Here is a 23,969-nt window from a genome sequence, read left to right on the forward strand (position 1 = left end):
AATCGCTGCAGAAAAAGAGAAAAAAGCGGCTAAGTAATTAGTCCTTTAACTCTTTAAAAAAGCCCGCACCTGTTGCGGGTTTTTTATTGCCTGTAATTTATTTTAGCCGGGCTAATAATTGCTGATATAAAAGTATAGGGCCCTCTTGATGAGCATTCGAGTACCCTTGCTTTTAATAGATCCCATCGTGAAGCAAATTCATGGTATTGGGCAAAATAGTGAGATTTGCATATTGCGTGTTAGAGCAACAAAAAGGAGCTAATATTAGCTCCTTTTTGTTGTCGATTAGTTATTTCAAACCGGCGCTAAACGAACCTTTTAATTAATTTGGCTTTCAGCGCGCTCATTTTATGGCTGCGAGGTTTATGGAAACTCTGAATGGGCATAGCCACTAAGTGCTCGTTAGGCAGCTGGGGTAATGTTAATGGGTATTGCCCTTCACTTGGCAGTGCAATCTCTTGCAAGTGCCGTTTAAGCGCAGCTAATGTTACATCGTTATCCACTTCACTGGGGCAAAGGAAGATACCAAGCTTTCTTAGTGTTATTCCAAACTTTATGCTGCTGGAATAACGCACAATAGGTGCAGCCAGCACTAAACCTAGCAAAATAGGCGACAGCCACCAAAAAAATACCGGGGTAAAGTAATACGTTATGCTGCCCCATGTAATGGCGACTAGAGTAGCAAATAAGGTATAACTAAATGCTTCTTGCCAAGGCACCATACGGCCTTCGCGTGGTTGGGCATTCCATGTTACTTTTTTACCTAAAAATACACACACCACAAAGTAGGCGTGAAATACCATCATCAGCGGTGCAATAATAATGGCAAACAGGGTTTCTATGATTGCGCTTAAGGTCAGCTTCAAAGCGCCACCAAAGCGTTGCTTACGGTGTATGAGTGTAACTATGATGCCCATCAGCTTAGGCAGTAATAACACTATAATGGTAAGATAAAGTAAGGAATCAATTAAGTCGGTTTTCGCTATGTGCCAAGTAGGGAATAATTGATAAGCTCGGTTAAAGTACACATCGCTATTGAGTGCGCGAGTAACGGCATCTACCGTGCTCAGTATTAGCATAACTAGCCAAATTAACGATGAAATGTACGCAGTTGCCCCGAGCAAAAAGTGCAACTTACTCATCAGCTTTAATTTTGCAGAAGAGAGCAACCCTAGGTGTTGAATATTACCTTGTACCCAGCGCCTATCGCGTACCGCGTAATCTAAAATATTACTTGGCACTTCTTCATAGCTGCCTTCAATATCAGCAAGCAGTAATACCTCCCACCCAGCACTGTGCAACAGCGAGGCTTCAACAAAGTCATGGCTGAGTATTTCACCACCAAAAGGGGCATTACCTTTAAGTGTGGGTAAACCGCAGCAATCAATAAACGCACTGACTCTAATAATGGCGTTATGGCCCCAGTAATTTGCTTTATCAGTTTGCCAAAAGGCGGAACCGGTTGCCAACATCGGACTATACAGTACCGAAGCAAACTGCAAAAAACGGCCAAAAAAAGTATCTTGGCGTACTGGAATAGGAATAGTTTGAATAAGCCCGACTTGTGGGTTGTTGAGCATGCTGGCGGTTAGCTCTAACATGCACTTACCGGTCATGACGCTGTCAGCATCAAGCACTATCATATGATCGTATTGACTGCCCCAACGCTGACAAAAGTCGGTTAAATTACCCACTTTACGATGCGAGTTATCTTCGCGACGCCGATAAAACAGCTGTTTTGCGGTGTCTCCAACACGTTCACAGAGCGCATGCCATGCCGCTAACTCATTTTTAGCAATGTCAGCATCTTGGGTATCACTGAGTAAATAAAAGTCGAAGTTGGCCAGCTCACCGGTGGCTTTAAGTGACTGTAAGCTCACCTCAAAACCGGCAATAACACGATGGGTATCTTCGTTATAAATAGGCATAACCACCGCGGTTTTTTGCTGTGCCAACGCGTGGCTATCCAGCTTAATTGGTTTGATTCGCCGCAGCGTGAGTGGATCTATACGCAGTAATTGCAATACAAAGCCGATAACTCCGCTGCAAAAGGCGGTGACTATCCAGGCAAAGGTGATTGAAAATAATACCAGCAGTGCGTATTCCAGCGCGGTCATGCCGTTTGAGTTTAAAATCTCAAACATAATCGCAATACCATAGCTTGAGATAGCGATAGCTGCCATTGCAAATAGCCAAACACGCGCGGTTTTAAACGGCATAGAAACTCCAGTGCGTTGTTTACTTGATGTCATTTGGATACCAAACATAGCTCCATACCTCGCTAACTTCTTTGTCGTGTAACTTTAACGCTAAGCGCATATCTACAGGCTTGCCATTATGTGGTGCTATCTTAAAAGCAACACGCCAGCCCAGTGAGTTCGGTAATTTTTGCACCGTAACGTCACGCGCGTTGCCGCTTGCAAGCTGAAGGTCGGCTTGTAAATTTAATTGGCTAGATAGTTGATTAATCTCAGCCCCTGAAAAATCAACAGTGAACTGACGGTGGCTTTTAGGTGGCGGATTATCTTCCCCCGGCAACGCCGCACTGCCTATACGCGTGCTAACGACTGTTGCTAGATGCTGTTGCACTAAGTGGGCGTTAAAGCTGCTAATTTTATAGCTTAACGCTAAGCTATCACCGGCTTTAAATGGCTTTTCCGGTACCCAGTAAGTTACAATGTTGTCGTTTGTTTCGGTATTCGTGGGTATTTCTACCAATTCAACTCGACCATTACCCCAGTCACCTTGTGGCTCTATCCACAGGCTGGGGCGGTTATGGTAATGCGCTTCAATATCTTGGTAATGATTAAAGTCGCGATCACGTTGCGCCAGGCCAAAACCTTTCGGGTTGTGGTAAGAAAAAGACGTTACGCTTAATTGTGATGGGTTATTAAGCGGGCGCCATACCCATGTATTATCCTGTGATTGTGTGAGTAAGCCGTCAGAATCGTGCACCTCAGGGCGGTAGTCATCAAAAAACTTAGTGCTGTTTTCGCCGTGATAAAACATGCTGGTTAAAGGGGCAACACCTAGTTTTTTAACGTCTTTACGGGCAAAAATTTGCATGTCCACTGTTACTGCAGTGTTAGTCACTGGACTAATATCAAACTTGTAAGCGCCAGTAACTGAGGGGCTATCGAGCAGGGCAAAAATAATAATATTACTGTGTTCGGGTTGCGGTTTTACCAGCCAAAATTCTTTAAACATTGGAAACTCTTCACCTGAGTTCTCAGCGGTATCAATGGCAAGACCACGCGCCGATAAGCCATAAACTTGGTTAGGGCCAACCACTCGAAAGTAAGAGGCACCTTGAAACACTACCACTTCATCTTTGTAACGACTGGTGTTTAGTGGGTAGTGTAATCTAAAGCCCGCATGACCTAATTGCGTGTTAGCGACACTTTTTGCTATTTCATCCTTTAATGGCGCAGCACTGCCATCGTATTGATAAAAATCAGTACTAAAAGGAACACGGCTTAGTTTAGCATCATGATCAACGGTGTTAATCGTGATCGGGGTTTTATATAAAAAACCTGGGTGAAATAATTGTAGTTCGTAAAGCCCTTCGTCTTTCCACAGGGAGTTATCTTGTTTAAAACGAATGGCACGATAATCTTGGTAGTTAATGTTGTTAAGTGCAGCCACGGCAATATCTTTGGGGGCCACATAGTCATCATTGGCCAGCTTTTTGGCGCGGGCACTGATCACCTCAAATAAACTGCTGTGTGGGATCGTTGCCGTTACCGGCTCTGCTATAGCGAGGTGGCTACAGGCTAAAGTGGTAATAACAAGCAGTAGATTAGGCCATGATTTAGTTGCCTTTTCCCATGTTGGTATGAGGTGAATTAACTCTTTCATTTTCGTTCCTTTATAAAAACATGAGGTACTTTTACAATTAACATTGCCTGTGTAGTGCCGCTCGCCTATTTAATAGCGCACTCACACTGTTCAACATTAATACTCTAAACGCATCGCTGCGCAGGTTAATTTCGAGCATTTAAAGGTACTGGCTATTGCTGTACTAAGTAGGGATGTACAAATTTGTGCAAATAGTACGCGGAGTTTACTGAAGCTTGTCTGAATTAGGTGGCTATAAAAAATAAAAAGCCGCAGCATGCGGCTTTTTAACGGGGATTAATTTAATGTGATCGGCTAGCAAGTCATCACAGTATGCTCACAAGGTGCGTGGCTATTTTTTAGCTAAGTAGCGCGCTGCTTGCAAAGCAAAATAGGTTAAGATGCCGTCGGCACCGGCGCGTTTAAACGCCAGCAAGGATTCCATAATGGTGGCTTCTTCGGCTAACCAACCATTATCAATGGCGGCTTTGTGCATTGCGTATTCGCCACTCACTTGGTAAGCAAAAGTAGGGACGCCAAATTCATCTTTAACGCGACGAACCACGTCTAAATATGGCATGCCTGGTTTTACCATCACCATGTCGGCACCTTCTTGAAGATCAAGCGCGACTTCACGAATGGCTTCATCAGAATTGGCCGGATCCATTTGATAGGTTTTTTTATCGGCACCTTTTAGGTTACCCGCTGAGCCGACTGCGTCTCTAAAAGGGCCATAATAGCTTGAAGCGTATTTAGCCGAGTAAGCCATAATACGGGTGTTAATATGGCCATCGGCTTCTAATGCTTCACGAATAGCGGCTATGCGTCCATCCATCATGTCAGAAGGGGCAATCACATCGGCGCCCGCTTGCGCATGCGATAGCGCCTGCTTCACCAAAATTTCAGTGGTAACGTCGTTAATTACATAGCCTTCATCGTCAATAATGCCGTCTTGGCCGTGGGTAGTAAACGGGTCAAGTGCTGCATCGGTAATGACACCGAGCTCAGGGAAAGCTTCTTTTAATGCGCGTACAGTACGTTGTGCAAGGCCATCTTCGCTATATGCTTCTTCAGCTAACAGTGATTTTTTATCCGCCGGTGTAACCGGAAAAAGTGCAATTGCCGGTACGCCTAATTCAACTAGCTCTTTAGCTTGCTGCAGCAGCAAATCGATTGATAAACGCTCAATCCCCGGCATTGATTCAATTGTTTCACGACGGTTTTTACCCTCAAGTACAAATACCGGATAAATAAGATCATTAACGCTTAGCTGGTTTTCAGCCATAAGGCGGCGAGAAAAATCATTACGGCGCATTCTACGCATGCGAGTATACGGGAAAAGGTCTAGTCCAGATTGGGCCATCTTTATACGCTCCTACTGTGGGATTGGAAAGTTAACTACTTGGTTACGACCATGCTGTTTAGCAAAATAAAGCGCTTTATCGGCACGTTCTGTAAAAATTTCAGGGTTGTTTATATCGTTAGCAACGCTGGTGTACACCCCAGCGCTAACGGTAAATGAGATAGATGTGCCAGCAACGCTAACATTACTTTGGGCAATAGTTTGACGAATTTTTTCGGCAATTTCTAGCGCCCCAGCATTTTTAGTATTGGGTAATAGCACCACAAACTCTTCCCCCCCATAACGCGTCACTTCATCAAGCGGGCGTTGTAATTGTTGTTTAATGATATCGGATACGGTGCGAATCACTTGATCGCCGGTGAGGTGGCCGTAGCTATCATTAATTACTTTAAAGTTGTCGATGTCGAGCATGATTATACTTAACGGTGTTTGCTCTCGACGTGAGCGCCGTAGTTCCATAACAAGTTTTTTGTCCAAGAAACGGCGGTTTTTGATCCCCGTGAGTGGATCTTCCATATTTAACTGTTCCAGCTGGCGGTTTTTCTCTTCTAACTCTCGCAGCGCCACTTGTAATTCAAAAGTACGCTCATCCACTTGTGCTTCTAATTCATTACTGACAGCTTGTTGATTAGCGAGTCGCTCATTTAATAAGGCATCTTGTGCGGCGTTCTTTGCCAGTAACGCTTGTTGCGCCGTTACTTGCTCATCACGCTGTAAAATAAATAGTTTAGTTACGCTATATAGCAAACATAACGAGCAACTAAAAAAGCACAAAAACACCAACACTAAACTACCGCTGGTCAAGGTTTGATAACCAAAAATAGTGAAAATAAAGTAGCCGATCACCGCCAAAAAGAAACCCAGTGCGAGTAACAGCGCTTTATTTGATTTGCTTGGATTATACCGTATACACAGCAAGGTTGTTGCAATATAAGTGGTTAAAATTAAGGGGGTGGCAAGCAAACAAAAGACACTCACCACCAAAGCGGAAAACAGCCAAATAAATGCCGCGCTGGTTGCGTATATTAGCGTTGAAATAGTTTGTACAGTGAGCCATAAAGAAGCTTTAGGCTGGCATACACAGCGTTGTAATAAATAAAACAATAAGGTGATAAATATAAACAGCATGGGGATCATAGATTGCTGCTGCAGCGGTAAATTGAGCTCAAAAAAGCGCAACCCAAAGCCGCAAATATAATAGAGCAATACACTGAGCATTAAGGTAATTGCTCCGGCGTAAGCAAAGTAATGCTTAGCTGTGAACGCATATAGAATTAGACAGCTCACGGCTAACGAGCAAACTAAACCAATTAGTAAACCATAAAATAAATTTAATTTGCTTTTGTATGCCAGTAGCTCGCTTTGTTGCCATAGGGTAAGCGGTACGTATAAGCCAACACTGTTTTTAACGTTAATTATGATAGTGCTAGTGCTATTTGCGGGAAGCGATAATTTAACTAAAAATGGGTCATTTGTTGTCAGGGGGGCAGCCAGCGCAGCCTGTGGGTTAGTCTGCGAGGTGGCTGGTTGCGAATGCAGCAATTGATATATATGTACCTCACCTAACAGTGGGTTATCTAACGACAACATCGGCTCGGCTTCCCTATTAAGCGGGTTGTGAATAGTAAACTGGATCCACACAGGACGCTGCTCTAACCCCAAGTTAAGTGCTCGATTGGTTAACCGATGCCAGTTTTTAACTTCAAGCTGTTGCGCGCTGGCAAGCGAGGTTGGCGCAAATGAGTAATAAACAGTGGTTATTTTCTGTGCTTTAAAGGAAGCATTGAGGGTGATGTCATGTGCCGACACGCCACCCGCAGTTAGCATTATTAATAGAACTAACAATGCTAATAACCACTTCATTAGTTTGCCTGTAAACCAAAAACAGCATAAAAATTTTCACGACTCTGCTTGGCCACAACTGCCGGCTCGAGCTGATACAGCTGAGCCACTGTTTCGCAGACATAGGGTAATAGTGCCGGTTCATTGCGTCGCGATTTGGGTTTGGGGGTGACTGTGCGCGGTATTAAAAATGGCGCATCAGTTTCAATTAGTAAGCGGTTAAGTGGAATACTGGGTATGAGCTGTTGTAATGCTTTACCGCGGCGCTCGTCGCACACCCAGCCAGTAATGCCAATATACAAACCTAAGTCTAAATAGCCTTTAAGAGCCTCAGCATCACCGGTAAAGCAATGTAACACACCGGTTACGTTAAACTCTTTTAAAATGCGCAGCATATCGTCGCTGGCATCTCGCTCATGTAAGTAGACCGGCAAGTTTAATTGTGTAGCTAAGCTTAACTGGCGGCGTAACACTGAGCGCTGCACATCGCGAGGAGAAAAGTCACGGTTATAATCTAAACCACACTCACCAATCGCGACCACTTGCGGGTTTTTGGCCAATGCAGTGAGTTGCGCCTCAAGCTGCTCGGTGGCCATTTTTGCATCGTGCGGATGCACTCCCGCGGTTGCGTATTGCTGATACTTAATTGCCAATTCAACAGATTGGGTGCTGGTTAAGATATCACAGCCAATCAGCAGCATGTTAGTTACTCCAGCCGCTGCTGCGCGGTCGATCACCGCTTGGTACTGGCCATCAAACTGGTGATTGGTTAGGTTAACCCCTGCATCAATCAAATAGCTGTGCATTACTGCGTGCGTTTCACGCGGATAGAACGGTTAAGACCTTCTTTTTTTAGTAAAAATGAATTAAACATACCGCGACTAATGATGACGTTGTCGCCGGCAGCTAATTGAATGTTATCCGAGCCAATTTGACGCCATTGTTGGCCATTTTCTAAAGTAATAATGAGCTCCCCGTAAGGCGCCTCTTTTACTGTGGCGACGGCTGAGTTAATAGAGCTATTATTTTCTTTTGCAATCGTTTTATGCTCTAAACCAAACTCACTTTTTTTGTTGGCAGCAGGGGTCGCAGCTGCAACCGGTGCCGCTACGGCCGCGTCGCTTGGCGTGAGTGTTTTATTGCTAGCTGGTTTAGTGAGAGGTTTGCCGGCAACGGTATTATCGTAGCAAAGTAGGCGGTTAAAGTCGTTTTCAATAAAGCTACACGCTTGCAGTGCTTGTTCATTGATAGTCGTTGCAGCAAGCGTAGGCGCGCTTAATAGCACTAGTAGTGAGAGTAATTTTTTATTCATGTTATTCCTCAGATTCTTGTTGTGGTTTAGCGGTATAAAACTTAGCTAAAATTAAGCCTAACTCAAACAATAACAACATCGGTAGCGCTAATAATGTTTGCGATAATACATCGGGCGGTGTTAAAAACATCGCTACTACAAAAACACCCACCACGATATAGGGGCGCTTTTCTTTTAAACTTGTAGTGGTAGTGGCGCCGCTCCAGCATAGCAACATAATGGCCACCGGTATTTCAAATGCGACCCCAAAGGCAAAAAATAACTTTAACACAAAGCCTAAATAACTACTTATATCAGGTGCCAGGGTCATCATTTCTGGGCCGGCACTGGTAAAAAAGCCTAAAATAATAGGCAGCACTACAAAATAGCAAAAGGCAATACCACCATAAAACAAAACAATGCTGGAAGCGAGTATCGGCATTAACATGCGCTTTTCGTGCTGGTACAAACCCGGTGCGATGAACCCCCAAATTTGATGCAGTATCCACGGAATCGAGGCAAATAGCGCCACAAACAAGGTCAGCTTAAAGGGGGCAAAAAAGGGTGCGGTGACATCGGTGGCGATCATCGTTGCGCTACTGGGTAAATGCGACACCAGTGGCGCTGCAACGAAGCTATAAATGTCATTTGCAAAATACACGATGGCAATAAAAATCACTAAAATACTTAATAGAGATTTAATTAACCGATCGCGTAGCTCTATTAAATGCGCGACAAACCCTGATTTTACTTCCTCAGCCATTATTTTTTATACCATGTAGTAAGTTGACCATGACAAGTGCTAATAAATTCACTTTTTTTCATCAGTTTGTTGGTTATCAGAGGGCTCTGTTGGGGGCTTTTTGTAACTATGGGTTACCGATTGAGCTGCTTGCTGGAGTTCAGTTAATGAGTTTTTTAGCTCAGGGGTTAAATCTTGTAAGTTTTGCTGTTCAGCTTTTTTTAAGTTCTCGTGTAACTCATGCACACGTAACTCTTCACTTACCTCGGCTTTAACCGCGTTTGCAAGTGATTTTGCGCTCTTTATCCAACGGCTTACCGTTCTAATTGCCACAGGCAAGCGCTCTGGACCCAGTACCACTAAGCCCACAATTAACACTACAACCAGCTCCCACATTCCCATTCTGGTTAAGCCTTGTTATTGTCTTTAGTTTTATCTGTATTGCCTGCGTCAGTGGATGTTTTTTCTGACTGTTGAATTTGCTCGGCTTGATCCTTTTCTTTATCGGTGTTTTGCTCATCCGACATGGCTTTTTTAAAGCCTTTCACTGCGCCGCCTAAATCACCACCCATACCACGTAACTTTTTAGTACCAAACAAAAGCACAATAATTGCTAATACAATCAATAACTGCCAAATACTAATGCCACCAAATCCCATATTTATCTCCAGTGTGTGTTGTTACAAATGTACATTTTAAATACTAATTATACGCTCTATCACGTAAATAGCACTTAGTTTATGCGCTACGCCAAGCAGCAATAAAGCCTGCTATAGCAGCGCTTGCAGCAATTCCCGCAGCAATTAAATCATGCTGTAAATAAAGTAACGTTGAAACAATTAACGCAGCGCTGGCAAATAAACCTAAAACCACAGGTTTATGCGACGCAACTGGCATTGGTTGCTGAACGTGGGGCACCCCCTGCTTTAAATTTTGATAAATTAAATCGGGAAGCTCTGGCATTTTTTCTGCCCAAAAAGGCAAATTTGCATACATTTGTTTTAATACCGACAGCGGGCCTACTTGTTGTTTGACCCAGTCTTCTAAAAAAGGTTTCGCTGTTTTCCATAAATCGAGTTGTGGGTACAGCTGACGCCCCAAGCCTTCAACATAGAGTAGGGTTTTTTGTAGTAACACCAATTGCGGCTGCACTTGCATATTAAAACGACGCGCAGTATTAAACAAATTAACTAATACATGACCAAATGAAATTTCCGCTAATGGCTTATTAAATATCGGCTCGCAAACGGTGCGAATAGCAAATTCAAATTCTTCAATATTGGTATCGCGCGGCACCCAGCCGGAGTCAACGTGCAATTGCGCAACTTGGCGGTAATCGCGATTAAAAAATGCAATAAAGTTCTCGGCTAAATAACGCTTATCTTCTTTATTTAAGGTGCCAACAATGCCGCAATCGATCCCTATATATTTAGGGTCTTCGGGGTGCTCACGAGAGACAAAAATATTACCCGGGTGCATGTCGGCATGAAAAAAACTATCTCTAAAAACTTGGGTGAAAAATACTTCAACGCCGCGTTCAGCGAGTAGCTTCATATTGGTGTTTTGCGCTAATAACGCCTCGGTATCGGAAACAGGAATGCCGTAAATTCGCTCCATTACCAATATGTTATGACGGCTGTAATCACTATAAACAGTGGGAATATATAGCGAGTCAGACCCCTCAAAGTTACGTTTTAATTGAATTCCATTAGCGCCCTCGCGCATTAAATCGAGCTCATCAAGTAGCGTTTTTTTGTATTCGTTTACCACTTCAACCGGGCGCAATCGTTTTGACTCGTTATGTACTTTAGCCAATACCTTAGCTAGCTTTTCCATTAACGCTAAGTCAGCATTAATTTGCTGATTAATATTAGGGCGAATTACTTTAATAACAACGTCTTGCTCATTGCCATTGGCCTCGATAAGAGTCGCTGTATGCACTTGCGCAATCGATGCTGAAGCGAGCGGGGTTTGTGAAAACTCACTAAAACGCTCGCTAATATCGTTTATTTCTAGTGCTTTTTCGATGATTTTTTGCGCCAGCTCACCTTCAAAAGGCGCTACCTGATCTTGTAAAAAAGCCAGTTCTAAAGCAATGTCGTGCGGCAGTAGATCGCGCCGTGTAGATAGCATTTGGCCAAATTTAATCCATACGGGACCCAGTTGCTGTAGCGCTAAACGTAAGCGTAAGCCAGGCGACTTATCTTTGTGCTGATTACGCAGCCAAAATAAGCTGCCACGCGCCATCTTAGCAAACCAAGGAACTTTATGTTTGGGGATTAATTCGTCTAACCCGTAGCTAAGTAATGTTTTAGTGATGTAATACAGTCGGGCAGTTGACACAAAAAGTCCTTAGCGTGAAGTTGAAGTTTTATTGATTAAGGCGCTAATACGTTGCTCAAGTGCGGCTACTTGACCTTTAAGTTCGCGATTTTGCTGTTTAAATTGCTCAAGCTCTAAAGGGTGTATGGTGACAGCCAGTTCATCTTGGCACAAACTGGTTAACATACTAGATAATTGCAGTTGTGCTTTTTTGCCGTGTTGCTGCAGCGTGGTTAAATGTACATATAACTGCTGAGCGGGTGCATCACCAATGTATCTTGCAAGCTGCTCTGGCCAATCAATATCTAACCCCGAAAAGGCCGCACTATAAGCCTGTGCAATATTTAAATCGCCATGCAAATCAAGTTTATCTTGGCGAATTAATTGCGTTAGCATGGCCGGGTTTTTTAATGCCAGCAAAGTGTCGATATTGGCGCTGATCATGCAATCACTGTGGGCGTCACTGGTTACGCTGTATAAGTGAAAGTGCTGGGCAGTAAATACCAACTGCACTGTTTGTTGCCAGTCTCTAATTTCGATTAGCAAGCGTTTATGCTGAACCGCAGCGAGCTTTTCAGACACGCTAGGGTCGAGCTTAAGCGCTTGATTTAATATTTTTTCAATACCTGACAGGAGCAAGTTTGGCAGCATGAACAACTGCGATGTATCAGCTTTCTCAGTGTTCTTTACCGTTACGTATTCATGCGCCATAGCCATTATGCCTTAGTATTTAAAACCGCGGTGTAAAGCAACAATGCCGCCAGTGAGGTTTTGATAGGTTGTTTGCTCAAAGCCGGCCTCGTTCATCATCCCTTTCAATGTTTCCTGATCGGGGTGCATACGAATAGATTCAGCTAAGTACTGATACGATTCGCTGTCGTTAGCCACCAACTTGCCCATAGTAGGCAATAAATTAAACGAGTAGAAGTCGTAGGCTTTACTTAATATGTCATGTTCAGGTTTTGAAAACTCTAATACCAGTAAGCGGCCGCCAGGCTTTAAAATTCGGTACATAGAGCGCAGCGCTTTATCTTTGTTAGTGACGTTACGTAAGCCAAAGGCAATGGTGATCAGATCAAAACTGTTATCGGGGAAGGGTAACGCTTCGGCGTTCATTTGTACGTAGTCAATATTGCCGACTAAGCCTAAGTTATGCAGCTTTTCGCGGCCAACTTTAAGCATTGATGAATTAATATCGCCTAGTATCACCTGACCGGTCTCGCCAACAAGTTGGCTAAATTTAGCGGTTAAATCGCCAGTGCCACCGGCCAAATCCAGCACCTGATGGCCTTTACGTACGCCTGAACTGGCAATGGTTTGGCGTTTCCATAAACGATGTACCCCAAAAGACATTAAATCATTCATTACGTCGTATTTAGCGGCAACTGAATGAAATACGTCTGCAACCATTGAGGCTTTTTCGTTTTCGGCAACTGTCTTATAGCCAAAATGCGTGGTCTTTTGTGGTGTTTCGTTCATGATTAATCTCTATCGTGGTAATAAAGACTAGTGTACTTGATTGTGCCCTGAAGGTGCAATTTGAATATGATTTATCAACACATTTAATGCTCAGCAATAAAGCTACTTTGGCCTAAAGAGTGCGCTTTAAAGGCGGCGTTAGAGGCGCTTTTAGCGAGCTCATTAAAGTCGCCGTGTTGCTGTTTAGCAATCCCTAAAGACAGCTCAATAGCTGGCAGGGTAATAGCGCTCTTTGAGCTAATAAAGCGCAGCTTTTCCACACCACTGCGCACTTTTTCGGCGATTAACTGCGTTGTTTCGTAATCTATATCTGCAACCACCACTGTAAACTGTGCTTTTGCGGTGCGCCCCGCTAGGCCACTTTGAAACACGTACTTTTGTACTTGTTTAGCGACTTTATTTAAAATAACTTCGCCAATAACGTCGCCAAAATTATCGATAAAATGGTCTAAGTTATTAATTTGAATTGCGATAGCGCAAACCGATTTTTGCTGATTAGCCCACAGCTGCACTTGTTTGGTGAGATAGTGGCGTTTATACAGTCCGGTTTGTGGGTCAATAACATGTTGTTTGCGCAGGGTGTTAAGCTGCTTTTTGGTAGTTTCATGCAGCTGCTTGGCATTCGTTAATGCTTGCTTAAATTTTTTGTGCTGGGTAAGTAATGTTGTTGTTTGTTGGTTGAGTCGTTGCAGTGCAACTCGGCTATTGGCAATACTGTTTTCATCTAGCGAATGCATACACTCACTGACATGCCCCGCAAAACTGACAATTTGTTGTTCAGTGCTATTTGCGTTGCGTGATAAAGCGTTAATCACACCATTGACGTTTTCTATCATAGCCACTTCAGTGTTATGGCCTAGATTTAAATGTTCAAAATAAAGCTGTTCAATAAATAGACAGTCGATAAGGGTGTTGTTGGTCACCGCTCGCTCAATGGCACTATTTAGCTCATCATTAACTTGGCTAATATAGGTATAAACAACCTGAAAATTAAGCGGTGTAGGCGGCAAGAAGTGGCGTTCTAAAAAAATACACACTTTCGTCATTTTATCTTGTGCTACAGCCATGGAATCATGGAACATCATTTGCAAATACCAACTAAATACATATGCATATCAATTTATAAACTCATCCATTGAAACATTGTTACATCCCAGTCTTACTACAGTAATCATTATCGCTGTCATTTAACAGCAAAAACGACACTTTAAGCGCTAAATTGCTATTTTAGCAAGGTTGATGCAAGTTTTATCACTCAAAAAGCTTAATTTACTTTATAAAAATGTAGTGCTGGGTACGATTTGTTGTAAATAGTTGAAAAATTATTGAGCGCTTTATCGTATTTACTTGCTATTTATTTGCCCTGCGATAGCGTTACGCAATCTATTTCATCAATAAGTAATATAACAATGAAACAATCATTTTCTCGGCCGCTGCGCCAGTCACTCCTCAGCATGGCATTTTTGTGTGCGTTAAGTGCGTGCCAAACCACGTCATTAAATGCCGATAAGCAGTTTACTCAGGTTGCAGAAAACATAGTGCAAAGTAGGCAAGATGTTAGCCCGTATAGTAATCCTGAAGGAGTAGATGGTTACCTGTTGCCTAATTTAACGGCGGAATTTTTAGCAGCGCAATATAATAAAAATATTCAGTTATTGGCCGACTTAGACGCGGTCAATGTTGCTCAGCTGAGTGCTGAAAACCAAATTAACTTTAGTATTATTCGCGCCCAAGTGCAAAATAGTGTTGATGAGTATGTGTTTAATGCGCACTACATGCCACTAACTTCAGAGTACGGGTTTCATTCTAGTTTATCATTTATGGTGAACAGCTCGCAGTTTAAAACACGCCAGGATTATGAACGCTATTTAGCACGACTTAAGCAAGTCCCGCGCTACTTTGCGCAAAATATACAGTGGATGAAAAAAGGTCTGGAAACCGGGCTCACGCAACCGCAAGCCGTACTGAAAGGGTATGAAGATTCAATTAGCATTTATATTGTGGATGACGCAACCGAGTCTGAGTTCTACAAACCTTTTTTAACTAATACCGCGGGCTTAACAGATAGCGACTTTTTAGCACTGCAACAGCAAGCGCAACGCATCATTAGTGAGCAAGTGATTACAGCGTATCAAGATTACTACACTTTTTTTACTGAGCAATACCAGCCGGGAGCGCGCAGCAGCATTGGCATTTCGGCAACTCCTAACGGTGCAGCCTTTTATGCTAACCGGGCAAAGCATTACACCACCACCGACATGACACCAAAGCAAATCCACGAACTCGGCTTAGCTGAAGTGGCGCGGATCCGCGGCGAAATGGAGCAGGTAATAAAAGAAGTAGGTTTTAACGGCACGTTTGCCGAATTTATCCATTTTTTACGCACTGATCCGCAATTTTATGCCACAACTCCCGAGCAGTTATTAAAAGAGGCTGCGTATATTGCGAAAAAAATGGATGCGCAATTACCTAAATTATTTCATACCTTGCCACGTAAACCGTATGGCGTGGTCGCGGTACCCGAAAACCTAGCGCCCAAATATACCACCGGACGTTACTCGGGCTCAAGCCGTGATGATCAGGCCGGGTTTTATTGGGTAAACACTTACGCATTAGATAAGCGACCACTGTATGCTTTAGAAGCGCTAACATTACATGAAGCAGTGCCGGGGCATCACTTGCAAATAGCGCTGAATGCAGAGCTTGAAAGTCTCCCTGATTACCGTCGTAATGCGTATTTATCGGCATTTGGTGAAGGCTGGGGGCTGTATTCTGAATATTTAGGAATAGAAGCCGGTTTTTATCAAGACCCTTATAGCCGTTTTGGCCGCTTAACCTACGAAATGTGGCGCGCTGCGCGTTTAGTGGTCGATACCGGAATGCATATGTATGGCTGGAGTCGTGAACGCGCGATGAACTTTATGGGAGATAACACTGCTTTGTCGTTGCACAATGTTAAAACTGAAACAGATCGTTATATTTCATGGCCTGCGCAGGCGTTATCATATAAAATTGGCGAATTAACTATTAAGCGCTTACGTAAAGAAGCGGAGCAGGCCCTTGGGCAAAAATTTGATGTGCGAGAGTTCCATCATCAAGTATTGCGCCATGGTTCAGTGCCGTTATCTGTGCTTGAGCAGCAAATTCGTTTATATATTAAAAATGAACTAGCTAAACAGGAGCGTTAAATACTCCGCATCAATCGTAATGGCTTATATGAGGGCGTGTTTACCTTTGAGGTTAATATGTTCTCAGGTTATAAAATAATAAAATGCGCATATCATCTATAGTAAGTGATATGCGCATTTGTCTATTAAAGCCATTTTATTTCATTGGCGAAAAAGTACTGCTGAGGGGTTTTGAGTGAACAATTTTATAGTTCTTAGTATTAATGTATTTGCGAGCCTTTTTATTGTTGTGTTAGGTTTTATCGTGTTGTCGGTTATCATCTTTTATATTCGAGATGTAACGCAAACCAAGCATGCGATTAGGCGTAACTATCCGGTAATTGGCCGGTTTAGATACTTTTTTGAACGCCAAGGCGAATTTTTCCGCCAATACTTTTTTGCCCTAGACAGGGAAGAAATGCCGTTTAACCGCGCTGAACGTAGTTGGGTGTATCGCGCCGCGAAAGACGTTGATCACACCGCAGCGTTTGGTTCAACGCAAAGCCTAGAAGTCACTGGTACGGTAATGTTTATGAACTGTGCATTTCCGACCTTAGATGAAGAGGCGCTTGACCCGAGTAACGTCACTTTAGGCCCTTATTGTAAAACGCCTTACACCACGAACTCTATATTTAATATTTCCGGCATGAGTTTTGGTGCATTGTCGAAACCCGCTGTACGAGCGCTCTCTAAAGGCGCCAAGCTTGCGGGTTGTTGGTATAACACCGGTGAAGGGGGCTTGAGCCCGTATCATTTAGAAGGGGGCGCCGACTTAGTGTTTCAAATTGGTACCGCAAAATACGGTGTGCGCGATGAGCATGGCAACTTAAGCCCGGCTAAATTAAAAGAAGTGGCGGCGCACGAACAAGTAAAAATGTTTGAGCTAAAGCTCAGTCAAGGTGCTAAACCGGGTAAAGGCGGGATGTTGCCAGGGCGTAAGGTGAATGCTGAAATTGCTAAAATCCGTGGCATCCCCGAAGGACAAGATTCAATTAGCCCCAATGGCCACCCTGAAATTAAAAACCCCGCAGATATACTTGATTTGCTAGCAACGGTGCGTAATGCCACCGGAAAACCAACCGGTTTTAAAGCGGTAATCGGCGAGTACACTTGGCTAGAAACCTTATTTGCCGAGATCAATCGCCGTGGTATTGAGTCTGCCCCTGATTTTATTACTATTGATAGCGCAGACGGTGGCACCGGTGCCGCGCCGCAATCACTATTAGATTCGGTGGGGTTGCCGCTAAGAGAAAGTTTACCGCTGGTTATTAATCTACTAGAAAAACATGGCTTGCGAGAGCGCGTTAAGGTGATTGCTTCAGGTAAGTTAATTGTCCCGTCTAAAGTTGCCTGGGCGCTTGCTTTGGGAGCTGATTTTATTGTCTCTGCACGTGGGCATATGTTTGCGCTAGGGTGTATTCAAGCAATGCAGTGTAATAAAGATACCTGCCCCACGGGGATCACCACCCACGACAAGCGCTTACAAAAGGGCTTAAATGTGGCAGATAAAGCGCAGCGGGTGGCAAACTATAATAAGTATGTGCATTACGGTGCCGGTTTAATCGCGCATTCCTGTGGTGTGTCGAGTGCCCGTGAATTAAAGCGTAAACACGTGCGTATAGTGCAAGAAAGTGGTTTGTCAGAGCCGCTAGATAAAATTTACGAAAACTATAAGTAATGTTAACTTAGTTTCGTGTTAAGAAGAAAAAGGCGCATTACGCGCCTTTTTTGTGGTTAGTCGTACGCTGAGCCTAGTTTAATTGGCTAATTAATAAGCTAAAGAAAGCGTCTTTAGTGTTGCAGCTGGGCGCATTTAAGATTAACTGCTCACCCAAGGCTAACGTTTGTTGCTGTACGCTAAGACGCGTGTCGTCATCACGAATGCTATCAATATCAGCCACGTGCGCTAAGCCAATGGTGCGCCTGATTAGCTCGGTGCCACAAAAGCCAATGCTATCTTGCAATACTTGCTGCATAAACTGCTCGCTATACCCGGCTACTTTAAAGCTCTGTTCAGTGGTGTGCTGCTCGATTAGCGACACCCATTGCTGTTCAAATACGCTATAGCACTCCACTAAGGTACTGAGAAGGTGCGTTTGATAATTACGCCGCGCCACAAAGTCTGCAATATGGCCGCGTTGGGCGCAGTAATTGAGCAGTAAATTACCGATAAAAGAGCCAATATCAAAGCCAATTGGACCAAAAAAGCCAAACTCAGGGTCGATCATCTTAGTGTTTTGCTGATCGACAAAAATACTGCCACTGTGCATATCGCCGTGCAGTAAGCTTTGTGGGCTGGATAAAAACCGTGCTTTTAGTTTGGCCACCGCCAGCTTTAACGCGCTGTTATTGCGAAGCGCCTGCACGTGTGGTGCTAACTGCTGTGGGTAATTATTGCGTGGGTGGTCAATGTACGGATCGCTAAAAAACAAATCTTCGGTTATTTGGCACAGCTCAGGGTTCGTAAATTGACTCACCAAGGCTTTTTTATGTTGTGCGGGTAAATAAAAATCAGAATTATAAAACCCGGTATGGCTTAAATAGGTTGCCACATGCTGCGCTAACTGAGGAAATTGCTGCGCGTTATTTTGTGCGCCGCGTAAAATTTGTAACTGGCCTAAGTCTTCCATTATGGTCAGTGCTTGTGTGGCGCAATAATGTAAAACGCGTACCGTAAACTGTGGGCAAATTGCACCGTGATTAAGCAATACTTGGGCTTCTATGCGCGCTCTATCGAGCGTAAGCGGCCACGATTCACCCACGCAACGGGCATAAGGCAGTGCCTGCTTCAAAATAACACTGTTATTGTGTTCATCACTAATTCTAAATACTAAATTAAGGTTGCCGTCGCCAAATTCGTAAGCCGATAACGTTTGCCCAGGCGCAAAAAAATCGCATTGCTGGGTGTCAATCAGTGTACTGACATAATCGATAGCGCGCTGTGCATTAAAAGCAACATAATGTGTCATGCTGGGGTTCTCAAAAATTAGCTTTTAAGCATTCTATACCTTTAAATGTTTAGATGTCTATAAGTCTAACTTGAGAGTTTTTCAAACTGGTGTAACATAATGCTACGCTTTTTTTATCGCCAAACATTATGCAAAACTTAATCGCCAGTAGTTTAAAATATGAAAACGGGTCGCTCAGCGTACTCGATCAGTACTTACTTCCGCATCAACAGCTATGGCATCAGTGCCACACGGTTGACGCGATGAAAGCATTAATTATTAGCTTAAAAATTCGCGGTGCGCCGCTGATTGGCTTAGGTGCTAGTTTATTAATCGCCCATTTAGCGGAGCAGGGCATGGCCAAACAAGCCTTAGCCGCTGCCATTGATGAGCTAGAAGCGACTCGCCCCACAGCAGTTAATTTAATGCATTGTATGGCGGCGCTGCGTCAGGCACTGCAGCAAGCTGATTATATTAGTGCCATTGTTAGCACCGCTGAGCAACTATTTATAGAGGATATAGCTCTGTGTGAGCGCATGGCTAAGCGCGGCGCTGAGCTAATAAGTAGCGGCGATAATATTTTAACGCATTGTAATACCGGTGCGCTTGCCACTGCTGGCATTGGGACTGCGTTAGGGGTGATATATAAAGCGCAGCAACAACACGGCAATATTCATGTGTGGGTTGATGAAACGCGACCGCTATTACAAGGCGGGCGCTTAACCGCATTTGAGCTGGCGCGCTGGAAGATCCCTTATACCTTAATTTGCGATAATATGGCGGCGAGCTTAATGGCTGCAGGTAAGGTTGATAAAATTGTGGTCGGTGCCGATCGGATTGCCAGCAATGGCGATTTCGCTAATAAAGTGGGGACCTATAACTTGGCGGTGTTAGCGCATTTCCATCACATACCATTTTATGTTGTTGCGCCAGTCACCACGCTTGATGTTGATACGCAGTGTGGCAGCGATATAGCAATAGAGCAACGTAATGCTGCTGAAGTGCGGGGCGTCAGTGGCAGTTTTGGCGATGTAATATGGGCGCCAAAAAATGCGCATGTGTATAACCCAGCGTTTGATGTAACCCCAGCAAAGCTCGTCACTGCGTGGATATTCGATACCGGGGTTTATAACCAAGCTGAGGTCGCACAAGGTGTGTTAAGCACGCTTAAGTAAAGCGGCGCTAATGGCGGCCGCCATAAGTGAGCCTAGCTTAGTTATTAGCTTGAGCATTACAGCTTAATCTAATAATGGAAATTGGCTAGCAATCGCTGACTCAGTGCTGTTCGCTACCCAACCTGTGGTGTTATTAAATAAACGAATGGCAGTAAACTCAGGATCGCTGCCCATATCAAACCAATGCGCAGTGAGTGCTGGGACTGAGATCAAATCGCCTTGCTGACACAACACTTGATAAACCTTATTACCAATATGCAAACAAAATAACCCTTGGCCTTTTACAAAAAAGCGCACTTCGTCTTCACTATGGGTATGTTCAAATAAAAACTTTTGTCGTAGCTCAGCTGCATTAGGATGCCCTTTAGCAAGTGAAATAACATCAACGGTTTGATAACCACCTTGCTGTTTTAAGCGTGCAATATCACTGTGATAAGCGCTAATAATGGCATCTTGACTGGTTGCAGCTGTGATTGACGCGGTGGCTTGCCATTGCTCAAAACGAACATTGACTTTATTCAGTTCGGCGGTAATTTGTCTTGCATCTTGAGTGGTTAATAATGCATTGCTGCCATTACAATCAGCAAAAACAGTAAGTTGGCTCATGCTAAGTGCTCCGTGGTGAATTGGCTAAAATCATCAATGTAGTTATGCGCAGGAGAGTTTGCTTGACCATCACGAATTAAATGCAGGGTTTGTAAGCCAGCATTTTTGGCGGCATCAAGTTCTGCGGTAACATCACTTAAAAACAGTACTTCACTGGCGGCAAACGGGAGTTGCGAAATTATATTTTCATAGGCGCTAGATTGTTGTTTAGCGCCTACTTGGGTATCAAAGTAGTCAGTAAACAGCGGGCGCATATCACCAAAATCTGAGTATTGAAAAATTAACTGCTGCGCTTTTACTGAGCCCGATGAGTATACATAAAGCTGACGGCCGGCTTGCTGTTGTTGCTGTAAAAACCGGTAAGCGTCGGGGTAGATATGACCACTAAAGTCACCTTGTTGATAACCCGTTTGCCAAATAAGCCCTTGTAATTGTTTAAGTGGAGTAATTTTTTTATCTTCTGCCATCCAGGTCAGCAAGGTACTAATAACGAGCTCAAGATCTGCATTGGGTTGCGCAATCAGTGTTTTTATCGCACTAATTTGCTCGGCGACAAGTGTGTTATTGGCATTGGCACGCACAAAGTCGGGCAGTTGTTTGGCGGCATAAGGAAATAACACCTCTTTGACAAATGAAATGCGCGTTATGGTGCCTTCAATATCGGTTAAAATGGCTTTGATCATCGCGTAGCTCCCGCCTGAATACCCACTATTTTTAACCGCTCTAATTCACAGCTAAATAAAAACTCCAGTGCTTCTAAATGGCGGCGTACTTCTTTTATATTGCGCCCAACCGCGTATAAACCGTGGCCACGTATCAGTACCCCATACTCAATAGGAGTATGTAAATGATGGTCGCTGACCAATAAGCTTAAGCGCTCTATGTTTTGATCGTTATCAAAAATAGCGATGCTCAAGGTGTCTAAATGTGAGGTAAAGCCGGTCAGTGCTTTTTGCATTTCGTAACCAGTTAAAGTGAGCTGATGACTAGCGGTGATTTGCGACAGTACCGTGGCCGCCACAGAGTGGGTGTGCAGTATACAGTGCGCTTCTGGGATCAGTTGATACAAACTTAAATGTAATTGTGTTTCAGCAGAGGGGGTTTGTGCACCGCTTTGGCGCTTGCCATGATGATCTAACGGTAAAAAATGCTCTTTGCTTAACTGGCCTTTATCGTGGCCACTGGCAGTAACGACAAAGCCGCTAGCCGTGCGAGCTGAAAAATTGCCACCGGTTGCGGGTACCCAGCCTTTTTGGCTCACCCATTTACCGGCTTCTATAAGTTGCGAAATAGCGGTATTGTTTTGCATACGTTCCTCACTTATGAGCATAAAGCTAATTGTTTTTAGACGGCTATACTTCTGTTTGTAGCAATGATAGCATCGCTTTGTGCGTAAAACCATCATTAAGGGTACCTTGTGTTTGAAAGTAAATTACCAAATTTAGCGGTCAGTATATTTAGCCAAATGAGCGCCTTAGCGCAGCAATATTCGGCCATCAACCTGTCGCAGGGTTTTCCTGAATTTGACGCACCAGCACTGTTAAAAAAGCAGTTAAATTATTATGTGCAGCAAGGGCTTAATCAATATTCACCGTCGTCAGGTGTGCCGCGGCTACAGCAGCAAATAGCCGCATTAGCGAGTCGTAAATACGGCGCCGACATTGATGCAGACAGCCAAGTGACCATTACCTCAGGGGCAACAGAGGCGTTGTTTGTGGCGATTCAAAGCATAGTGCGCGCCCATGATGAGGTGATTGTGTTTGATCCCGCTTACGACTCGTATCAACCGGCTATTGCGCTGGCGGGCGGTAAGTCGGTACATGTTGCTTTGCAGGCGCCACACTACAGCATAGACTGGCAGGCCGTTCGCCAGGCGATCAGCGCCAAGACCCGTGCAATTATTATTAATACGCCGCATAATCCCAGCGGTAAAATTTTGCAGCAGCAAGATATACAGGCGCTTAAAGAGTTGGTAAGTGTGCACGGTTTGTATGTAATTAGTGATGAAGTGTACGAGCATATTACCTTTGACGGTAAGCCGCATTTAAGCATGTTACGCGACGCTGAGTTACTGGCGAGCAGCTTTGTTATTGCCAGTTTTGGTAAAACATTCCACAGCACCGGTTGGAAAATGGGTTACTGCATTGCACCGGCCGCTTTAGCCGCCGAGTTTCGAAAAATTCATCAATATGTTACGTTTTCAAGCTTTACGCCTGCACAGCATGCATTGGCCGATATGCTAGCGCAACAAAGTGACCATATTGAGCAGCTCAGTGGTTTTTATCAACAAAAACGCGACTTGTTGGCCAGTCACTTAGCTAACAGCCGCTTTAAAGTTTTACCAAGCCAAGGCAGCTATTTTTTATTGCTAGATTACAGTGCCGTGTCTGATTTAACGGACGTAGAGTTTTGCCAATGGCTAGTTGCTCAAGCGGGCATTGCGGCGATTCCGCTGAGTGTGTTTTATCACGACGGCGCCGGCAAGCATGATAAGGTTATTCGCTTATGTTTTGCCAAACATGACGCAACATTAATAGAGGCAGCACAGATATTATGTCAACTTTAACGATAAGTGTATTACAAAGCGCATTGCACTGGCTGGATAAAGACGCCAATTTAGCGATGTTTAATCGCCAACTTGAGAGTATAACCGAACAGCCCGATTTAATTTTATTACCGGAAACCTTCGCCACCGGTTTTGCCGTTAACTTAGCCTGTGCTGAGCCCGAAAACGGCAAAGTGCTTAGCTGGTTAAAAGCGCAAGCTGCGAAACATAATGCGGTTATTGCCGGCTCAGTATTGGTTACTCAAGGCGATAAAAAAGCCAATCGCTTTTACTGGGTGCAAGCGAATGGGGATGTGAGCTATTACGATAAACGGCATTTATTCTGTTTAGGTCAAGAAGGCGACTTTGTAGTTGCTGGGCAACAGCGTAAAGTATTTACTATCAAAGGTTTTAAGCTTTTACCCCAGGTCTGTTATGACCTACGCTTTCCGGTATTTCAGCGCAATACCGATGATTACGATGTGATGGTCAATATTGCAAACTGGCCCGCGGTGCGTCGCCATGTGTGGGATACATTGTTAATGGCTCGAGCGATGGAAAACTTATGCTATGTGGTGGGTGTGAATCGAATTGGTGAAGATGGCAATGGGGTGGCGCTTAATGGCGGCACTGCGGTCTACGATTTTAAAGG

The 23,969-nt window shown here is 44.0% G+C and carries 22 protein-coding genes; 5 read left to right on the forward strand and 17 right to left on the reverse strand.

The features are described 5' to 3' along the window. Positions 1–305 precede the first annotated feature (305 nt). The 13 genes from mdoH to ABYB02_RS05530 form a co-directional block, all read right to left on the reverse strand. Positions 306–2,267 carry a glucans biosynthesis glucosyltransferase MdoH gene (gene mdoH / locus ABYB02_RS05470; RefSeq protein ID WP_372761451.1) on the reverse strand — a complete coding sequence of 654 codons (1,962 nt, stop codon included), beginning with the start codon at positions 2,265–2,267 and terminating at the stop codon, positions 306–308. Beyond that, complete coding sequence (locus ABYB02_RS05475; protein ID WP_372761452.1) at positions 2,239–3,858, reverse strand: glucan biosynthesis protein; 1,620 nt, start codon at positions 3,856–3,858, stop codon at positions 2,239–2,241. The genes mdoH and ABYB02_RS05475 overlap by 29 nt, the downstream gene beginning before the upstream one ends. Before the next feature lie 331 nt (positions 3,859–4,189). Further along, the gene (gene hemB, locus ABYB02_RS05480) at positions 4,190–5,200 is read right to left on the reverse strand and encodes a porphobilinogen synthase (RefSeq protein WP_372761453.1); all 1,011 of its coding nucleotides are present in this window, start codon (positions 5,198–5,200) and stop codon (positions 4,190–4,192) included. 12 nt (positions 5,201–5,212) lie between these two features. Next, a complete protein-coding gene (locus ABYB02_RS05485; protein ID WP_372761454.1) occupies positions 5,213–7,063 on the reverse strand; it encodes a diguanylate cyclase in 1,851 nt (616 codons plus the stop codon). Beyond that, a complete protein-coding gene (locus tag ABYB02_RS05490) occupies positions 7,063–7,848 on the reverse strand; it encodes a TatD family hydrolase (protein WP_372761455.1) in 786 nt (261 codons plus the stop codon). Before ABYB02_RS05490 ends, ABYB02_RS05485 begins: the two co-directional genes overlap by 1 nt. Next, complete coding sequence (locus tag ABYB02_RS05495; RefSeq protein WP_372761456.1) at positions 7,848–8,354, reverse strand: hypothetical protein; 507 nt, start codon at positions 8,352–8,354, stop codon at positions 7,848–7,850. The genes ABYB02_RS05490 and ABYB02_RS05495 overlap by 1 nt, the downstream gene beginning before the upstream one ends. A 1-nt stretch (position 8,355) precedes the next feature. Continuing rightward, complete coding sequence (gene tatC / locus ABYB02_RS05500) at positions 8,356–9,096, reverse strand: twin-arginine translocase subunit TatC (RefSeq protein WP_372761457.1); 741 nt, start codon at positions 9,094–9,096, stop codon at positions 8,356–8,358. Positions 9,097–9,144: 48 nt separating this feature from the next. Further along, a complete protein-coding gene (gene tatB, locus ABYB02_RS05505) occupies positions 9,145–9,471 on the reverse strand; it encodes a Sec-independent protein translocase protein TatB (RefSeq protein ID WP_372761458.1) in 327 nt (108 codons plus the stop codon). Between the two features lie 11 nt (positions 9,472–9,482). Further along, a complete protein-coding gene (tatA, locus tag ABYB02_RS05510; RefSeq protein WP_372761459.1) occupies positions 9,483–9,734 on the reverse strand; it encodes a Sec-independent protein translocase subunit TatA in 252 nt (83 codons plus the stop codon). A gap of 79 nt (positions 9,735–9,813) precedes the next feature. After that, on the reverse strand, positions 9,814–11,418 hold the full coding sequence (gene ubiB / locus ABYB02_RS05515) for a ubiquinone biosynthesis regulatory protein kinase UbiB (RefSeq protein WP_372761460.1): 1,605 nt from the start codon (positions 11,416–11,418) through the stop codon (positions 9,814–9,816). A gap of 9 nt (positions 11,419–11,427) precedes the next feature. Continuing rightward, positions 11,428–12,108: an SCP2 domain-containing protein gene (locus tag ABYB02_RS05520; RefSeq protein ID WP_372761461.1), complete on the reverse strand. Its 681-nt coding sequence runs from the start codon at positions 12,106–12,108 to the stop codon at positions 11,428–11,430. Between the two features lie 12 nt (positions 12,109–12,120). Then, positions 12,121–12,876, reverse strand: coding sequence for a bifunctional demethylmenaquinone methyltransferase/2-methoxy-6-polyprenyl-1,4-benzoquinol methylase UbiE (gene ubiE / locus ABYB02_RS05525; protein ID WP_372761462.1), 756 nt, complete (start codon positions 12,874–12,876; stop codon positions 12,121–12,123). 83 nt (positions 12,877–12,959) lie between these two features. After that, positions 12,960–13,943, reverse strand: coding sequence for a GGDEF domain-containing protein (locus ABYB02_RS05530; RefSeq protein WP_372761472.1), 984 nt, complete (start codon positions 13,941–13,943; stop codon positions 12,960–12,962). Between the two features lie 342 nt (positions 13,944–14,285). On the opposite strand from ABYB02_RS05530, the gene ABYB02_RS05535 reads away from it, so the two are divergent. Then, a complete protein-coding gene (locus ABYB02_RS05535) occupies positions 14,286–16,064 on the forward strand; it encodes a DUF885 family protein (RefSeq protein WP_372761463.1) in 1,779 nt (592 codons plus the stop codon). A gap of 175 nt (positions 16,065–16,239) precedes the next feature. Then, on the forward strand, positions 16,240–17,721 hold the full coding sequence (locus tag ABYB02_RS05540; protein ID WP_372761464.1) for an FMN-binding glutamate synthase family protein: 1,482 nt from the start codon (positions 16,240–16,242) through the stop codon (positions 17,719–17,721). 73 nt (positions 17,722–17,794) lie between these two features. Here the strand turns inward: ABYB02_RS05540 and mtnK are convergent, their stop codons facing one another. Further along, positions 17,795–19,012: an S-methyl-5-thioribose kinase gene (gene mtnK / locus ABYB02_RS05545; RefSeq protein ID WP_372761465.1), complete on the reverse strand. Its 1,218-nt coding sequence runs from the start codon at positions 19,010–19,012 to the stop codon at positions 17,795–17,797. 128 nt (positions 19,013–19,140) lie between these two features. Between mtnK and mtnA the strand changes: the two genes are divergently transcribed. Then, positions 19,141–20,166: an S-methyl-5-thioribose-1-phosphate isomerase gene (gene mtnA / locus ABYB02_RS05550; protein WP_372761466.1), complete on the forward strand. Its 1,026-nt coding sequence runs from the start codon at positions 19,141–19,143 to the stop codon at positions 20,164–20,166. 63 nt (positions 20,167–20,229) lie between these two features. Here the strand turns inward: mtnA and ABYB02_RS05555 are convergent, their stop codons facing one another. Genes ABYB02_RS05555 through ABYB02_RS05565 form a run of 3 tightly spaced genes read right to left on the reverse strand, consistent with a single transcriptional unit; the run spans position 20,230 to position 22,081 of the window. Then, the gene (locus ABYB02_RS05555) at positions 20,230–20,772 is read right to left on the reverse strand and encodes an acireductone dioxygenase (RefSeq protein ID WP_372761467.1); all 543 of its coding nucleotides are present in this window, start codon (positions 20,770–20,772) and stop codon (positions 20,230–20,232) included. Beyond that, entirely contained in the window at positions 20,769–21,455 is a 687-nt protein-coding gene (mtnC, locus tag ABYB02_RS05560) for an acireductone synthase (RefSeq protein WP_372761468.1), read from the reverse strand. The genes ABYB02_RS05555 and mtnC overlap by 4 nt, the downstream gene beginning before the upstream one ends. Then, the gene (locus ABYB02_RS05565; RefSeq protein WP_372761469.1) at positions 21,452–22,081 is read right to left on the reverse strand and encodes a methylthioribulose 1-phosphate dehydratase; all 630 of its coding nucleotides are present in this window, start codon (positions 22,079–22,081) and stop codon (positions 21,452–21,454) included. Before ABYB02_RS05565 ends, mtnC begins: the two co-directional genes overlap by 4 nt. Positions 22,082–22,189: 108 nt before the next feature. Between ABYB02_RS05565 and ABYB02_RS05570 the strand changes: the two genes are divergently transcribed. Beyond that, complete coding sequence (locus ABYB02_RS05570) at positions 22,190–23,338, forward strand: methionine aminotransferase (protein WP_372761470.1); 1,149 nt, start codon at positions 22,190–22,192, stop codon at positions 23,336–23,338. Then, a partial coding sequence (locus tag ABYB02_RS05575) for a nitrilase-related carbon-nitrogen hydrolase (RefSeq protein WP_372761471.1) occupies positions 23,326–23,969 on the forward strand: 644 nt, incomplete at its 3' end. The genes ABYB02_RS05570 and ABYB02_RS05575, both read left to right, overlap by 13 nt.

This window comes from Pseudoalteromonas sp., assembly GCF_041613455.1.
Classification (GTDB): domain Bacteria; phylum Pseudomonadota; class Gammaproteobacteria; order Enterobacterales; family Alteromonadaceae; genus Pseudoalteromonas.

What these genes read in the sequence shown, in the direction of transcription:
- mdoH (WP_372761451.1), bottom strand. Translation starts at nt 2,267, where the DNA reads ATGTTTGGTATCCAAATGACATCAAGTAAACAACGCACTGGAGTTTCT.
- ABYB02_RS05475 (WP_372761452.1), bottom strand. Translation starts at nt 3,858, where the DNA reads ATGAAAGAGTTAATTCACCTCATACCAACATGGGAAAAGGCAACTAAA.
- hemB (WP_372761453.1), bottom strand. Translation starts at nt 5,200, where the DNA reads ATGGCCCAATCTGGACTAGACCTTTTCCCGTATACTCGCATGCGTAGA.
- ABYB02_RS05485 (WP_372761454.1), bottom strand. Translation starts at nt 7,063, where the DNA reads ATGAAGTGGTTATTAGCATTGTTAGTTCTATTAATAATGCTAACTGCG.
- ABYB02_RS05490 (WP_372761455.1), bottom strand. Translation starts at nt 7,848, where the DNA reads ATGCACAGCTATTTGATTGATGCAGGGGTTAACCTAACCAATCACCAG.
- ABYB02_RS05495 (WP_372761456.1), bottom strand. Translation starts at nt 8,354, where the DNA reads ATGAATAAAAAATTACTCTCACTACTAGTGCTATTAAGCGCGCCTACG.
- tatC (WP_372761457.1), bottom strand. Translation starts at nt 9,096, where the DNA reads ATGGCTGAGGAAGTAAAATCAGGGTTTGTCGCGCATTTAATAGAGCTA.
- tatB (WP_372761458.1), bottom strand. Translation starts at nt 9,471, where the DNA reads ATGTGGGAGCTGGTTGTAGTGTTAATTGTGGGCTTAGTGGTACTGGGT.
- tatA (WP_372761459.1), bottom strand. Translation starts at nt 9,734, where the DNA reads ATGGGATTTGGTGGCATTAGTATTTGGCAGTTATTGATTGTATTAGCA.
- ABYB02_RS05520 (WP_372761461.1), bottom strand. Translation starts at nt 12,108, where the DNA reads ATGGCGCATGAATACGTAACGGTAAAGAACACTGAGAAAGCTGATACA.
- ubiE (WP_372761462.1), bottom strand. Translation starts at nt 12,876, where the DNA reads ATGAACGAAACACCACAAAAGACCACGCATTTTGGCTATAAGACAGTT.
- ABYB02_RS05530 (WP_372761472.1), bottom strand. Translation starts at nt 13,943, where the DNA reads ATGGCTGTAGCACAAGATAAAATGACGAAAGTGTGTATTTTTTTAGAA.
- ABYB02_RS05535 (WP_372761463.1), top strand. Translation starts at nt 14,286, where the DNA reads ATGAAACAATCATTTTCTCGGCCGCTGCGCCAGTCACTCCTCAGCATG.
- mtnK (WP_372761465.1), bottom strand. Translation starts at nt 19,012, where the DNA reads ATGACACATTATGTTGCTTTTAATGCACAGCGCGCTATCGATTATGTC.
- mtnA (WP_372761466.1), top strand. Translation starts at nt 19,141, where the DNA reads ATGCAAAACTTAATCGCCAGTAGTTTAAAATATGAAAACGGGTCGCTC.
- ABYB02_RS05555 (WP_372761467.1), bottom strand. Translation starts at nt 20,772, where the DNA reads ATGAGCCAACTTACTGTTTTTGCTGATTGTAATGGCAGCAATGCATTA.
- mtnC (WP_372761468.1), bottom strand. Translation starts at nt 21,455, where the DNA reads ATGATCAAAGCCATTTTAACCGATATTGAAGGCACCATAACGCGCATT.
- ABYB02_RS05565 (WP_372761469.1), bottom strand. Translation starts at nt 22,081, where the DNA reads ATGCAAAACAATACCGCTATTTCGCAACTTATAGAAGCCGGTAAATGG.